The 13,237-nt window shown below is 67.1% G+C and carries 15 protein-coding genes and 2 tRNA genes; 10 read left to right on the top strand and 7 right to left on the bottom strand.

From position 1 onward, the window contains the following. The first annotated feature begins 26 nt into the window (after positions 1 to 26). On the top strand, positions 27 to 1,286 hold the full coding sequence (locus G6N46_RS19975; protein WP_138251061.1) for a saccharopine dehydrogenase family protein: 1,260 nt from the start codon (positions 27 to 29) through the stop codon (positions 1,284 to 1,286). Between the two features lie 6 nt (positions 1,287 to 1,292). Continuing rightward, positions 1,293 to 1,973: a transporter gene (locus G6N46_RS19970; protein ID WP_138251062.1), complete on the top strand. Its 681-nt coding sequence runs from the start codon at positions 1,293 to 1,295 to the stop codon at positions 1,971 to 1,973. Between the two features lie 58 nt (positions 1,974 to 2,031). Here the strand turns inward: G6N46_RS19970 and G6N46_RS19965 are convergent, their stop codons facing one another. Continuing rightward, a complete protein-coding gene (locus G6N46_RS19965; RefSeq protein ID WP_138251063.1) occupies positions 2,032 to 3,333 on the bottom strand; it encodes a flavin monoamine oxidase family protein in 1,302 nt (433 codons plus the stop codon). 98 nt (positions 3,334 to 3,431) lie between these two features. Here G6N46_RS19965 and G6N46_RS19960 point away from each other — a divergent pair, with 98 nt between their 5' ends. Next, positions 3,432 to 4,070, top strand: a complete 639-nt coding sequence (locus G6N46_RS19960; RefSeq protein ID WP_138251064.1) for a TetR/AcrR family transcriptional regulator — start codon at positions 3,432 to 3,434, stop codon at positions 4,068 to 4,070. Position 4,071: 1 nt separating this feature from the next. Here G6N46_RS19960 and G6N46_RS19955 read toward each other — a convergent pair whose 3' ends face one another. Further along, positions 4,072 to 4,698 (bottom strand): TetR/AcrR family transcriptional regulator, encoded by a 627-nt coding sequence (locus tag G6N46_RS19955; RefSeq protein ID WP_138251065.1) that lies wholly within the window; start codon positions 4,696 to 4,698, stop codon positions 4,072 to 4,074. A gap of 95 nt (positions 4,699 to 4,793) precedes the next feature. Here G6N46_RS19955 and G6N46_RS19950 point away from each other — a divergent pair, with 95 nt between their 5' ends. Further along, positions 4,794 to 6,371, top strand: a complete 1,578-nt coding sequence (locus G6N46_RS19950) for an alcohol dehydrogenase catalytic domain-containing protein (protein WP_138251066.1) — start codon at positions 4,794 to 4,796, stop codon at positions 6,369 to 6,371. A 6-nt stretch (positions 6,372 to 6,377) separates the two neighbouring features. After that, positions 6,378 to 6,701, top strand: a complete 324-nt coding sequence (locus G6N46_RS19945) for a hypothetical protein (protein WP_138251067.1) — start codon at positions 6,378 to 6,380, stop codon at positions 6,699 to 6,701. Between the two features lie 67 nt (positions 6,702 to 6,768). Here G6N46_RS19945 and G6N46_RS19940 read toward each other — a convergent pair. Further along, a tRNA-Arg gene (locus G6N46_RS19940) sits at positions 6,769 to 6,841 on the bottom strand. Positions 6,842 to 6,864: 23 nt separating this feature from the next. Continuing rightward, positions 6,865 to 6,956, bottom strand: a tRNA-Ser gene (locus G6N46_RS19935). Between the two features lie 127 nt (positions 6,957 to 7,083). On the opposite strand from G6N46_RS19935, the gene G6N46_RS19930 reads away from it, so the two are divergent. Next, positions 7,084 to 8,142: a pyridoxal phosphate-dependent aminotransferase gene (locus G6N46_RS19930; RefSeq protein WP_138251068.1), complete on the top strand. Its 1,059-nt coding sequence runs from the start codon at positions 7,084 to 7,086 to the stop codon at positions 8,140 to 8,142. Here G6N46_RS19930 and G6N46_RS19925 read toward each other — a convergent pair. Beyond that, positions 8,120 to 8,674 carry a TIGR03086 family metal-binding protein gene (locus G6N46_RS19925; protein ID WP_061005027.1) on the bottom strand — a complete coding sequence of 185 codons (555 nt, stop codon included), beginning with the start codon at positions 8,672 to 8,674 and terminating at the stop codon, positions 8,120 to 8,122. The two genes, G6N46_RS19930 and G6N46_RS19925, sit on opposite strands and share 23 nt — an antisense overlap. A 43-nt stretch (positions 8,675 to 8,717) precedes the next feature. Between G6N46_RS19925 and G6N46_RS19920 the strand changes: the two genes are divergently transcribed. The 4 genes from G6N46_RS19920 to G6N46_RS19905 all read left to right on the top strand — a co-directional run bounded on the left by G6N46_RS19920 (position 8,718) and on the right by G6N46_RS19905 (position 11,536). Next, positions 8,718 to 9,548, top strand: coding sequence for a crotonase/enoyl-CoA hydratase family protein (locus G6N46_RS19920; protein ID WP_138251069.1), 831 nt, complete (start codon positions 8,718 to 8,720; stop codon positions 9,546 to 9,548). 6 nt (positions 9,549 to 9,554) lie between these two features. Then, a complete protein-coding gene (locus G6N46_RS19915) occupies positions 9,555 to 10,457 on the top strand; it encodes an undecaprenyl-diphosphate phosphatase (protein WP_138251070.1) in 903 nt (300 codons plus the stop codon). 113 nt (positions 10,458 to 10,570) lie between these two features. Beyond that, positions 10,571 to 11,194 carry a hypothetical protein gene (locus G6N46_RS19910; protein WP_138251071.1) on the top strand — a complete coding sequence of 208 codons (624 nt, stop codon included), beginning with the start codon at positions 10,571 to 10,573 and terminating at the stop codon, positions 11,192 to 11,194. 30 nt (positions 11,195 to 11,224) lie between these two features. Then, positions 11,225 to 11,536, top strand: coding sequence for a hypothetical protein (locus G6N46_RS19905; RefSeq protein WP_138251072.1), 312 nt, complete (start codon positions 11,225 to 11,227; stop codon positions 11,534 to 11,536). A gap of 243 nt (positions 11,537 to 11,779) precedes the next feature. On the opposite strand, the gene G6N46_RS19900 is transcribed toward G6N46_RS19905, so the two are convergent. Together G6N46_RS19900 and G6N46_RS19895 are read right to left on the bottom strand one after the other, a co-directional pair. Next, positions 11,780 to 12,448 carry a sterol desaturase family protein gene (locus G6N46_RS19900; RefSeq protein ID WP_138251073.1) on the bottom strand — a complete coding sequence of 223 codons (669 nt, stop codon included), beginning with the start codon at positions 12,446 to 12,448 and terminating at the stop codon, positions 11,780 to 11,782. Continuing rightward, positions 12,445 to 13,164, bottom strand: a complete 720-nt coding sequence (locus G6N46_RS19895) for a FadR/GntR family transcriptional regulator (protein WP_197746731.1) — start codon at positions 13,162 to 13,164, stop codon at positions 12,445 to 12,447. The genes G6N46_RS19900 and G6N46_RS19895 overlap by 4 nt, the downstream gene beginning before the upstream one ends. Between the last annotated feature and the right edge of the window lie 73 nt (positions 13,165 to 13,237).

Here is a 13,237-nt window from a genome sequence, read left to right as displayed (position 1 = left end):
ATGACCCCCACCAGAAGGAGAAGATCATGGCCAACACCCGACGGCGGGTCGTCTTCATCGGCGCAGCCGGTGAGATGTGTCGCCTGGCCATCAAGCGGTTCGCGGTAGCCGCCGGCGACTGGGAGCTCGCGCTCTACGACATTCGCCCGGAACTGCTCGAGGCGCTCATCGAGACGCTGCCGGCCGGTCTGGCGACCGCGGCGCGGCTCGATCTGTACGACCACGGCGCACTACGCACCGCCATCGACGGCGCTGCACTCGTCGTGCTCGGCGCGGGTCCTTACAACCGCACTGCCGGCCCGGTGATGGATGCCTGCCTGGCCGCCAAGGTGCCCTACCTCGATTTCGATGACGACATCGAAAGCACCTTGCACGCACTGACTCTGCATGACGCCGCGAAGGCGGCCGGCGTGCCGATGTACATCGGCTGCGGTGCCTCACCCGGCATCACCAACGTGCTGGCCGCCGACGCGGTCGCCGATCTGGACACCGTCGAGAACATCGACGTCTACTGGGTCGTGGGCGACGAGCGTGGCTCGATCGGCCGCGCGGTACTCGACCACATGCTGCGCGTCGCCGCGGGCCCCTGCATGACGTGGGAGAACGGCGGTCCGGTGATGCACCAGTCGTGGCTGGAGACCCGCTGGACGGATCTGGGTGGTGGCCTTGGCCTGACGATGGTGCACGAGACCGCCCATCCGGAACCGGTGACGCTGCCACGGAAATACCCTGACGCCAAGAACATTCGCTGCTTCGGCGGCCTCGATCCGGCACCCTACAACGGCCTGGTCCGCGGCGTCGGCCTGGCGGTACAGAAGGGCCGGCTGCCCGTCGAGAAAGCCATCGACTTCCTGGAGTCGCTCCTCACCGGCGAAACGGGCAGCCTGAAAGGCTGGCGGCACGGCCTGTCCGGAATGTGGGACCTGGTGCGCACGGGCGAGTCGACGCGACTCGAACTCCTGACGTTCCTCGCCAAGGCCGCAGCGGGCCACACCTTCCCGTACAAATCGGGCCTGAAGGTGGAGGTGACCGGCCTCAAGGATGGCATCCCCACCGTCGCCGCCCGCCGTACCCCGGTCGCGGGACCCGGCACGTATCTGTTCACCGACATGGCCGCCGCGACGGGGACCGCGTGCGCCGCGTTCATGGTGGTGGCACTCGAGGCCGACAGCCGCGCAGGGGTTTTCACGCCCGAAGAATGGGCCGGGCCGCAGCAGTTCTACGCCGCCCTCGAACGTGTCGGGGTGCCGCGCGCCGAGCTCCCTTCCGGCGCGCACCAGAGGTAACTCCGTATGGATCTCAAGACCGCGCTGTACGCGCTCGCCGATATCTTCATGATCATCGCCGGATTCACTTACGGCTTCAAGTTCATTCGGAACTACCAGAACTACCTGCTGGGCCTCGAATGGATCATCGTCGCGTCGTCGGGCACCAACTTCCTGGTGTACGGGCTGGTCGGCGCCAACGAGAGCAGCCCGATGTTCCACGCGGCGTTCTTCCTCGATGCCTTCTCCCGGTCGATCGGCATCACGGTGATCCTCGTCTTGGGCCTGATGAAGGTCACGCACGGCTACAAGCCGTCGGTCGCCGTCGACATCGGTGTGTTCGGGCTCGCGATCATCGGCGGACTCGTGATGTCGTTGTTCGCCGAGGAGCTCGGCGTCGCCGGGGCCATCTTCTACATGGTGATGAATGCCCTGACGACGCTGTTCCTGTTCTACTTCGCCTGGCGACTGTGGCGGATCGGCGCACAAGGTAACGCGATGGCCGTCGCCGCCGTGACGATCGCGGCAGCTGCCATTGCCGGAATGTACGACTTCTACCGCATCCCGGGCGACGATCAGCACCACACGATCTTCTACATCCTGGCGCTGACCACCTGGGCGGCGCAGATGACGGTGTATTACTACGGTTACCGCGCGCTGAACAATCACACCGCGCGGATCCCGGCCGAAAAGGTCTTCGCCGCATAGCACTTCGCAAAAGGTAGCGGCCCGCGGGTTCCTCCCCGCGGGCCGTCACCGTATTTCGTCAGTACGTGCCGTCAGCCAGTCCGGCAGCGATGCTCCGGGCCGCATGCGCACCGGTATCCATGGCACCTTCGATGGCGCCGGCCTCGACCCCGGCAATGTCGCTGCCGGCGAAGTGAATTCGTCCGTGAGCTTCCCGCAGCTGTGCGGCACCACCGGTGAAATGCCCCGGCCGGTGCACCATGAATCCGCCCTTGGAGAATTCGTCGGCAACCCAATCGTGGCAAGCGGTTTCGCGCACCTCGATGTCGGGAACGAACGCCCGCAACGCCCGCTGCACCGCGGTCGGATCGGTGGCGTCGATCGCGGCGCCCGTGGAACACAGGCACATGATGAAGGTGTCGCCGTCGTCGTGGTACTCCACCCGCGCGGCGTTGATGGGGTTCACCCCCAGCGGCGCGACAGCCTGGAAAGGCTCGAGTTCGCCCTTGGCCCGCACCCAGATCTTGGAACCGACGATCGGGTTCTTCTCCTCGATCATGCGGCGCGACGCCGCCGGGACCTCGGGAGTGATGGCGATGTCGCCCAAAGTGTTCAGCGGCACCGCGACGACGGCCGCACGCGCCCGGATCCGCTCACCATCTCGCGTCGTGACGGTGACGCCGGCACCGTCGTCCTCGATCGCGGCGACCGGGGTCGACAACCGCACCGTGGCTTTCGACTCCGCCATGACGGCGTCGAGCAGCCTCCTGGTGCCGCCCTCGATGGGCCAGGTGCCGGCAGTCTCGAAAAAAGCCGCCCAACTGCCGAAGTACGTCGCCACGCACGAAAGGAACTGGGCGACACCATGTTCCTCGTAGGCCGTGACGAGACCGGCCATCGCACCATCGAGCAGGTCATGCTCGTAGGGCGGCAGGTTCAGTGCGTTGAGCCGGTCGGCAATGGTCTCTTTCTCGACTGCGCTGGTGTCGACGAGCCCGATATCGAACGGCTGCGGGAAGGTGGCCCGGGCATCGGCGAAGAACTGATTCATCAGCGGCTCGAGCGCCGCGCCGTACTCCTCGGGGGACGCCGAATGTGTTGCGCCTTCGGCAATCCAGTACATCGTGGTGGGTACGACAGGGATGCGCAGCGGAATGTTGTGTCGCTGCAGTTCCTGCCACATGTTGGGCTGCGTCCAGTGCACATAGGTGCCGCCGTATTCGAGCTGCCGACCCAGACCGGGACCGGTCCACGTGCGTCCGCCGACACGGTCACGCGCCTCGATCAGCACAACCGAGTGCCCTTTGACGCTCAGGTCGCGTGCCGCGATGACGCCGGCAAAACCGCCGCCGATCACCGCGACGTCGCATTCGTTGGTCATGGGTCCCTCACTTCCAAAGTCAAAACCGATTTCGATTCGTATTCGAGTTTAGGTAGCACTCCGGAGCGCGTCAATGAAAGTGGCTAAGCTCTCGAACGATGCCCAGTACTCCGCCTTCAAGCGCCGGCCGGTCCCGTCCCGCGGCAGTCCAACGCCGCGGCGTCGAACGGACTCAGGCGCTTCTCGACGCGGCCGAAACGCTGCTGAGCGAGCAGGGCTACGCGGCCGCCACACTCAAGGCCGTCGGCGAACTGGCCGGCATCCCGACCGCGTCGGTCTACCACTACTTCGCCGACCGCCATCAGCTCGAAGCCGAACTGGTGCAACGGCATATCGCCGCGATCGACGGCATCCTGACGGCTGCGCTCGAGCGCAGCCGCGCCCGCACGCTACGCGGCGCCATCAACGTGCTGATCGACACCATGGTCGACTACTTCCGTGAGCACCGCAGCCTGATCGCGCTGTGGTTCGTCGAGCGCACGACGGTCGTCGGAGAGTCGGCACGCGCCGCCGACGAAACCTGGGCCGAGCAGTTCTGGCGGTACCTCATCGAACGCGAGCTGCTGCATCCGGATACGCCGGTCCTGGTGGTGCTGCTGACCTTCGAAGCCGGCAACCGACTCCTCGACGTCGCGTTCCGGCAGTCGCCGACGGGCGACGAGGCCGTCATCGACGAGGTGCGGCGGATGAGTACGGCCTACCTGGAGTCCTACGCCCCCACGAAGCGGGCGCGCTGAGTCAGCCGGCCGCGGCCGCGATGGCGTCGCTGAGCATGCGCGCGCACAGCGCGATGTAGTCCGCGCGGGAAATGACGACGTCGCCGGCGGCGAGCGCGACGGCGGCGTCCACCTGGCCGCCGACGAGCACCCGCGTCGCCATGGCCAGACGACCGGTCGTCCGGTCGTCCATGGGGCCGACGACGGCGGCCACCTGTTCGGTCACGAACGCGACGTACTGGTCGGTCGCCACCCGCTTCCGCGCCGCGACGGCCGCGACGCCCGCGGATTCGGCGTACAACCGAGCCCTGGGCACATCGCTGATGATGACGTCGTAGAACACGGCCAGCGCGGCGCTCGCCCGCTCGACGATGCCGGGCCCGCAGGCATCGACGGCCGCCACCGTCTGCGTGAAAACGTCCCGCATCACGTCGTCGAACAGGGCGGCGAGCAGCTCGTCACGGTTCGCGAAATGCTCGTAGAAGTACCGCTGGCTGAGCCGCGCCCGCCGGCAGACGGTGTTCATCCGCAACCCGGCGACGCCAACCTCCGCCACTTCGTCCAGCCCCGCCGCGATCAGGCGATTCCGGCGGTCCAGCACGCGCTGATCGGCGTTCACACCTCGGAAGGGCCGCGTGACGGTCGACATAACCCAATCTTGACACAACCCTGTTCCAGGAACACTATTGTTCCTACTTCGGCCCGATCCGGCCACAACCCCCAGCACGTCAAGAAAGGGCGCCGATGAACCTCACCGACAGATTCCAGGACCTGATCAAGGGCGGCCCCGCCCCGACCCTCGACCAGCTCGACGCGCTGTACGCCGACGCGGCCCCCGTCCGCGTCGACGACGTGCTCGGCGAATGGGCGGGCGGCGTGTTCGGTCTGGGCCACCCCGCCGAAGCGCAGCTGGAGGCGATCAAATGGGCCGGCAAGTCGTTCGGCGCCGCCGATGACGTCGCACCGATCGTCTGCTTCGACGACGCGGGCCGCCGCTTCGTGAACCCGATCTTCGGCGGCGCGAGCCTTCGGCTGAAGGACTACCGCGGCAGCGCGACCGCCACCATGACCTACCACGACCTGCCGATGGCGGATCACTTCCGGAAGATCTCCGACACCATCCTCATCGGGGCGATGGAAGCGCCAGGGCAGAGCCGCGCCGGCTATTTCTATCTGAGGCGGATGGACACCTCGGAGCGGCCGCGCGATCCCGAGTTCGTCTCGTGTGAACCGCCCCGCACCGCCGATGCGGCAGTCCTGCGCGCACCGGGCCAACCCTTCGAGGTCACCCAGGTCGAGCTCGAAAGTCCCCGCGCCAACGAGGTTCTCGTGCGCATCGAGGCCGTCGGCATCTGCCACAGCGACCTTGTGATCGCCGGAATGGCTCAGCCCCAACAACTTCCGATGGTTCTCGGCCATGAAGGTGCCGGCGTCGTCGAAGCCGTCGGGGCCGACGTGACGGACCTCCAGCCCGGCGATCACGTCGTGCTCAGCTACGCGTGGTGCGGGGAATGCACCAACTGCAAGCGCGACCGGATGGCCTACTGCTCGCGGTCCAACATGCTCAACCTCACCGGCGCCCGGCTCGACGGGAGCGGCGGCATGCGGATCGGTGCCACCCCGGTGCACGCCCGCTTCTGCGGCCAATCCTCTTTCGCCACATACGCTCTCGCCGTCGCCCACACCGTGGTGCCCGTTCCGAAGGACATCCCGTTCGAGGTGCTCGCCCCCCTGGGCTGCGGCGTGCAGACCGGCGCGGGCACGGTACTCAACGCGCTACGCCCCGAGCCGGGGTCGTCGATCGCGATTTTCGCCGCGGGCTCGGTGGGACTTTCGGCCATCATGGCCGCGAAAGTGGCGGGCTGCGAACGGATCATCGCTGTGGACCCGAAACCGCAACGGCGCGAACTCGCGGTGGCGTTGGGCGCCACCGACGCCGTCGATCCCGCCTTTGTCAGCAGCGCCATACGACCCGGAGTCGACTACGCCATCGACTGCATCGGCAAGCCCGAGGTTGCGCGTGCCGCCATCGCCAGCCTGGCCTCCCCTGGCGTGTGTGCCGTCGTCGGCTTGCAGGGACTGAGTACGCCGATCCAGGTCGACCTCGCGAAGCTCGTCGGCAAGGGCCAGACGCTCTGCGGTGTCGTCGAAGGCCAGGCGGTGCCGCGCCGCTTCATCCCGGCGCTCATCGACCTGTACCGCAGCGGTGCGCTACCCGTCGACCGCTTGATCACCACGTTCGGGCTCGACGAGATCAACGACGCCATCGCGGCGACGCAACGCGGCGACGTCGTCAAAGCCGTACTTCTGCCGCGTCGGTAGCCGCGCATGTCTCAGCAGTGCCCGAGGGAACGCATCCAGGCGTCCGCGGCCGCGATCATCGACTGGCTCTGCACCAACGGGCAGGCGGACCTTGCCTCGACGCGGCGCATGCCGCCCGACAAACTGCTGAAGCCGCTGCGGGACGCCATTGTGCACGGCTGCCGGTTCGGTTACGTGTCATCGCCGGATCCGGATGGTGACGCGCAGGCCATCCTTCATCTCATCGTCGGAATGTTCTTCACGCACACCACCATCGGTCGGCCGGCGTCCCGCGCGGAACTCGAACTGGCGGTCATGCGGACGATCAACGGCGCCCTCGGAACGCGTTGAGGGGACGCGTATCGACCCCAGAAATGACTACAGGCCAGAAGCAAAAGCTTCTGGCCTGTAGATGTTGTGCGCCCGAAGGGATTCGAACCCCTAACCTTCTGATCCGTAGTCAGATGCTCTATCCGTTGAGCTACGGGCGCTCGGGTACAACTATTCAGTTATGTGGCGGAGGCGAGAGGATTTGAACCTCCGGTCCCCTGTAAGGGGGACAACTCATTAGCAGTGAGTCCCATTCGGCCGCTCTGGCACGCCTCCTGAACGATCCGAGGGTACCGGACTCTTGCACCCCGGAACCGCCGAGGGCATACGGTACACAGTCAAGGCCGTCAATGGCAAAGCGCGACGCCAGGGCCACATTCGCCGGACACCTAGACTGTCCCGGGTGACCGCCCGTCTGCGCCCCGAAATGGACGCCCTGCCTGCCTACACCCCCGGCCGTACGGTGCCCGGCGCCATCAAGATCGCCAGCAACGAGACGGTCGACGGACCGCTGCCCAGCGTCCGGGACGCCATCGTCAAAGCGATGGACAACATCAACCGCTACCCGGACAACGGCTACGCCGCGCTGCGGGAACGGCTGGCGGCCCATGTCGGGTTCGCGGCCAACCAGATTTCGGTCGGCTGCGGGTCGGTGAGCCTGTGCCAGCAGCTCATCCAGATCACCGCCTCGGTCGGCGATGAGGTGCTGTTCGCGTGGCGCAGCTTCGAGATCTACCCCCTGCAGGTCCGCACCGCCGGGGCGACGCCGGTGCCCGTCCCGCTGGCGGATCACACGCATGATCTGGACGCCATGCTGGCCGCGATCACCGACCGCACGCGACTGATCTTCGTCTGCAACCCCAACAACCCCACCTCGACAGTCGTCGACCCGGTGAAACTGGCCGAGTTCGTCGCCAAGGTCCCGCCGCACATTCTCGTCGTTCTCGACGAGGCCTACGTGGAGTACATCCGCGACGGCCTGCTGCCGGACAGCCTGGCGCTGGTGCGCAAGCACCCGAATGTCGTCGTCCTCCGCACCTTCTCCAAGGCGTACGGGCTGGCCGGACTGCGCATCGGCTACGCCGTCGCCCACGAGGACATCGTCACGGCCCTGGGCAAGGTGTACGTGCCGTTCACGGCGACCAGCGTCAGCCAGGCCGCGGCCATCGCCTGCCTGGACGCCGCCGACGAACTGCTGGCGCGTACCGACGCGGTGGTGGCCGAGCGGGCCCGGGTCAGCGCCGCCCTGCGCGACGCCGGCTTCGAGCTGCCCGATTCACAGGCCAACTTCGTCTGGCTGCCCCTGAGCCCGGAAGACACCGCCGACTTCGTCGACGCCGCCGCCGACAACAAGCTGCTGGTGCGGCCCTACGGCGGCGAGGGCGTGCGCGTCACCGTCACGGTGCCGCACGAGAACGACCTGTTCCTCGACTTCGCGATCAGGTGGCGCGGCGGCCGGTGAAGCCGATCAGCTGATCCAGTGCACTCGCGTCGGCCGGTACCTCGACGGGATCGTCGAACCCGACGGCCGCGCGCGCCGCGGGGCTGATCGCCGCTCGGGTCAACCCCAGCACGTACTCGGCCAGGTCGTCCGGGGCGTCCACTTCGCGGCCGACGGCGGTGGCGTAGTCCCAGGCATGGACCAGGAATTCGAGCGGCAGGATGCCGGCGATCATGGCGGCGGGCATCTCACCCGGCCCCGCCGCGACGGTGCCCTCCAGCCCCCTGCTGCGCCACGCCGCCAGTGCGGGCCGCGCCGCAGCGCTCACCTGGTCGATGATCGGGGCGCTGGCGTCCCGCTCGGGCAGCTGCGCGCCGGCGATCCCGCCGATGACGGTGATCGAGTTCATCAAGTGGTCGGTGAGGGCCGCCACATCGAACTCGGTGCACGGTGTCTGCCGTGTCGCATCGTCAGGCCCGAGACCGGCCAACACCCGCTCGAGCACGTCCAGACTGGCCTCGCCGGCCTCGATCACATCGGACGGAATCGTCATGGGCGAGACGCTACGCCCAGGTTGACCGGCTAGCCTGCCGATCATGGGTGAAACCTCGGGAAGCTTCGAATCGCTCTCCATTGAGACCAAAGATCACGTCGCGCAGGTGACACTGCTCGGCCCCGGCAAGGGCAACGCCATGGGCCCGGCCTTCTGGGCCGAACTGCCGGTGGCCTTCGCCGCCCTGGACGCCGACCCCGACGTGCGGGCCATCGTGCTCACCGGGTCGGGCAAGAACTTCAGCTACGGACTGGACCTGCCCGCCATGGGCGGCCTGCTCGCCCCGCTACTGGCGGGCGGGCTGGCCAAGGAGCGCGCCGACTTCCACACCGCGCTGCGGGCCATGCAACAGGCCATCACCGCCGTCGCCGACTGCCGGACCCCCACCATCGCCTCCATCCAGGGCTGGTGCATCGGCGGCGGCGTCGATCTGATCTCGGCGGTGGACATCCGCTACGCGAGCGCCGACGCCAAGTTCTCGGTGCGTGAGGTCAAGCTCGCCATCGTCGCCGATGTGGGCTCGCTGGCCCGGTTGCCGCTGATCCTCAACGACGGACATCTGCGCGAATTGGCGTTGACGGGCAAGGACTTCGACGCTGCCCGCGCCGAGAAGATCGGTCTGGTGAACGACGTCTACGCCGACGCCGACGCGTCGCTGGCTGCCGCGCACGAGACCGCCCGCGAAATCGCCGCCAACCCGCCGCTGACGGTGCGCGGTGTCAAGGATGTGCTGGATGAGCAACGCACGGAACGGGTTTCGGCCAGCCTGCGGTACGTGGCGGCGTGGAACTCGGCGTTCATCGCGTCGAAGGACCTGAGCGAAGGCATCACCGCGATGTTCGAGAAGCGCACGCCGGAATTCAAGGGCGAGTAGGAACCGATCACCTTGAGCCTCAACTACATCGAAGCGATTGTGGTCGGTGCGTTCCAGGGTGTCACCGAGCTGTTCCCGGTCTCGAGCCTGGGCCACTCGATCCTGGTACCGGCCCTCGCCGGCGGCCAGTGGGCCCAGGATCTGAGCATGACGGCCGAGAAGTCGCCGTACCTCGCGTTCCTGGTCGCCGTGCACGTCGCGACGGCCGTGGCACTGCTGGTGTTCTTCTGGCGGGACTGGGTGGCAGTCGCCGGTGGTCTGGTGTCGTCGATCAAGAACCGGAAGATCACCACGTCCGCCGAGCGACTGGCATGGCTGCTGATCCTGGCGACCATCCCCGTCGGCATCGCCGGGCTGGCGCTGGACCACGCACTGCGCACAACGCTGGGCAAGCCGATCCCGGCCGCGGCGTTCCTGGCGATCAACGGCGTCGTTCTCTTTGCGGGCGAACGGCTTCGGCATCGAACCGCGTCGGCCGTGCCCGCCGCCGTGCATTCGGAAGGCCTCAACAACTCCGACGAGCGGTTGGCCCGGCTCCCGATCCCGGAGGCCATGGGCATCGGTGCGGCCCAGATTCTGGCGCTGCTGCCCGGTATCAGCCGATCCGGCGCCACCATGGTCGCCGGCGTGCTGCGCGGTTTGTCGCATGAGGACGCCGCACGGTTCTCGTTCCTGTTGGCGACGCCGGTGATCCTGGCCGCAGGGGCGTTGAAGATTCCGGAGCTGTTCGGACCCGCCGGCGACGGTATCGGCGGACAGGTGCTGGCCGGCAGTGCGGCCGCGTTCGTCGCGGCGTACCTGTCGGTGCGATTCCTGGTGAAGTACTTCGAGACCCGCACGCTGACACCATTCGCGATCTACTGCGTGGTGGCCGGACTGGGCAGTTTGGCCTGGCTGACGCTGCACTGAGCGCGGTCGCGTTCCCCACCTGAAGACGAGTTGCCCTGGGCTGTAACCCGGCTGCCTATCTGTCAGTGGCAGCCAGCCCATGGCAACTCGTCTCGAGGGGAAAGAGAACCGCAGTGCCCCAACTCAATCGCGCGTGCGTCGTCACCATCGTGGTCGCGGGAACCGCATTTCTCGGCGCCTGCTCCGGTGTCGACTCCGCTAAGCCGACGTCCACCCTCGATCCCACCACCCCGCCTGCGCCCGCGAAGCTGACGAGCGCGGACTTCATGGCCGTGTGTCAGGGCGCAACACAATCACGCGCCGCCAGCTACCGCCCGGATACCAAGTCCCACAAGACGATTCTCTTCACTCCGCTGGGCCACGACCTTGTCGAGGACACCAGCACGTTGCCGTCCGACTGGACGGTGCAATTCGATGCGGACCGCAACACCTATGCCGCCATCGACACCGTGGTCTGCGTGGAAACCAAAACCGAGCAATCCGTCAAGGAATGCACCGGCTACCAGGACAACGGGCACTCGACCGCCAACAAGGTCGACCTTCGGACCACCGTCTACGCCGTCTCGGTCCGGGCGGCCGCGACCGGGACAGAGCTCGGCAGCACCGAGTTGTCCGATTCGGACACCACCTGCCCGATGTTCATGTCTTTCGATGACGACACGCAGACCAAGACGTACAACGTGCCGCCGCCCAAAGACGACCTGATCGCCTTCGTGAAGCCCTTCGTCCAGCCCTGAATTCTCCTGCAGCACAATCGGAGTACTCGCATGCCCAAAATCAGCCGGGCGGCCGTCGGCGCTGCCGTGGGTGCCCTCATCGCGGCGGCGACAGCGGTGGCCGGGCCGGCCGAGGCCGTAGGTGGTCCCGGCGGCTTCGGCAACGCACAAGACACCATCAATGCGCTTCAGGCGCAAGGGTTCACCGTGCTGCTCAATGGCGCCGCCGTGTATCCCCTTTCCGGATGCAAGGTCCTCGGCATCGAGGGGCTGCGCAACGACAACGTCGATTCCGCGGGCGCCATCATCGACCGGACGAAGATGACCGTTGCGTGGGTGGACATCTCGTGTAAGGGCGGCTAGGAGCGTGGGTCGGTAACGGTTCGGGTGGGGTGTAGCGCGAGCGTGCGGTCAGATCGCAAATTCGTGGGCAGAGGCGCTCTGGTTGCACCGTCGGATCGCCAAGTGCTGGGCACTTGACAAGCAAATGTCTTGTGGACGTTGACTGTGCACTGCCGTAGAAAAAGTACGAGTACCCAACTGCGTAGACGCACAGTCATCCGCAAAAATCGATGAGGACCCCATCCTTGTTACCGACCCGCATCCCTAATTCAGGGAACCGTGCAGGTTCTTCGCCGTGGGACTGGTCTCGACGGTGGCGGGGTCCGGGTAGGTGCCGAGCACCCGGTCGGAGGTGCCTGACGTGGTGACCGAGAACCAGTAGTGCTCGTTCTTGAAATGGTGCAGGCGATGATTGCGCCACACCGCCTTGTAGAAGCGGTGGCGCGGCTTGTAGTCGGTGTGGACGAGGTAGTGCGTCCACTCATAGCCCATCAGGATCAGCGATTCGACAACGACGAACGACAGCGTGGCCGAAACCGGCGCACCCACCAGGGCGCCGATGCCAAGCGGCAGTGCCACGATCGCCGCGATGAGCCACGGCAGTGTCGGGGTCGGGATGAACACCAGGTCGATCTCGCGGGGATTCGCGTGGTGTCGTCGATGGTCGCGGGCGACGAGGGTGTCCACTGTGACGCGGCCGAGTTTCCGTGGTCGCCAGTGCAGGATGAAGACGTGAATCACCCACTCCACGAACGGGAACAGCAGCGCGAGTACCAGGGGCGCCCACAGGTCGCGTAGCGCCAGGCCGCCGACGGCGATCCGCGCTGCGACCGCCCCGACCACGAGCGTCAGGATCATCCACGGCGTCGGATGACGCCAGAACTCGCGGGCCGCCTGGCCGAGGGTCACGCCCCGGGTACCGGTGATCGTCACTGCGCCTCCATCTGGTCGAGAAATTCGGTGAGCACCGTCGTGGCGCCGCCGAGCACGGTCGACGCGGCTCGGCGCGCTTTCAGCGCGGAGCCCGACGTCACCGCCTCGGCGAGCTTGCGGTACCCGGCCGCGGGTTCGGCGGCGGCCACGGCGTCGGCGACGACCGCGAGCATCGGTTCGTACACCCGGCGCATCCCGTTGAAGATCAGCGTCATCGCGATCGAATTCGCCCCGGTGACAAGGCAATTCCAGAAATCAAGGGCGGCCAGCTGTTGCGTCGGCCCGCTCTGCGCGCGCTCGATGTCGGCGAGGGCCCGCGCCAGTGGTTCGGCGAGACCGCGTCCCGACCGCGCCGCCGCCCGTTCGGCGATCCACGGGCCGAGGTACTCCCGCACCTCCAGGACGCTGCGCACCACCGACGGGTTCACCATCGCCCCGTCGGGCGCCTCCACCAGCAGGTAGGGCAGTAGATCAAGGCCGCCTGTGCGGGTGATGTCGTTGACGACGGCGCCGTCACCCTGCCGGACATCGAGATGCCCGGACGCGACCAGCCGCTGGATCGCCTCACGCACCACGGGCCGCGATACGCCCAGTACCTCGGCCAGCTTGCGCTCACTCGGCAGGCGCGAGCCTGGCGGCTGGGCGCCCGCGACGAGCTGCTTGAGCAGCTGGTCGTGCACCTCGTCCGCTGCCGAGCGTCGCTTGATCGACGTCAACTGTCGCGTCCGGGCGAAGGTTGCAGTGCCCCGATGAAGGTTGCAGTGGGTGCTGCAGTGTCCGGGTAGAGGT

The organism is Mycolicibacterium phocaicum (genome assembly GCF_010731115.1).
GTDB classification, from domain to species: domain Bacteria; phylum Actinomycetota; class Actinomycetes; order Mycobacteriales; family Mycobacteriaceae; genus Mycobacterium; species Mycobacterium phocaicum.
Note: the sequence above shows the minus strand (reverse complement) of the source record. Positions and strands in the feature narration are given on the sequence as shown.